This is a genomic window from Neisseria sp. P0001.S005 (assembly GCF_051963715.1).
This window is the reverse complement of sequence record NZ_JBQCTZ010000599.1, coordinates 1-455: the sequence shown is the minus strand read 5'-3', so window position 1 is coordinate 455 and position 455 is coordinate 1. Positions and strand designations below refer to the sequence as shown.

The 455-nt window shown below is 44.0% G+C and carries 1 protein-coding gene; it reads left to right on the top strand.

The features are described 5' to 3' along the window. On the top strand, nucleotides 1-369 hold a 369-nt coding region (locus ACTHSP_RS21900; RefSeq protein WP_440346999.1), incomplete at its 5' end, for a hypothetical protein. Nucleotides 370-455 lie beyond the last annotated feature (86 nt).

The following is a 455-nucleotide window of genomic DNA, read 5'->3' as shown; positions in this document are numbered from 1 at the left end:
AAAATCCGCACCATCCGCATTTGGGCATGGATTATTTTGTCTTTGCTGGCTCTGACCGCCCTGCTCTCACAATGCGCGATGAACAAGCCGCAGATAAAACAAAATGTAGTGGAGTCTTGCGTGAAAAACATTCCTTTTGCCGAAAAATGGCAAGCTGATTTGAAGGCAAAAGGTTTAGATGCTCAAAACGAGAGATTGGCTCAAGACTATTGTGTCTGCATGTGGGATCAGCCTTTAAGCAAACTCTCTGACGAGCAAATCCGAAACTTCGGCAAAATCAGCCCTGAGGAGCAACTCAAGCTCTTGGGTGGCGCGGAAGCTTTTGAGGCACGCGATAAGCAATGCGTGGCTGATTTAAAGGCTGAGTAAACCAATATCGATTTAAACTAAAGATACAAGGCCGTCTGAACAACAGACGGCCTTTCATATATTGAATAAATAGTAATAAGAATTGA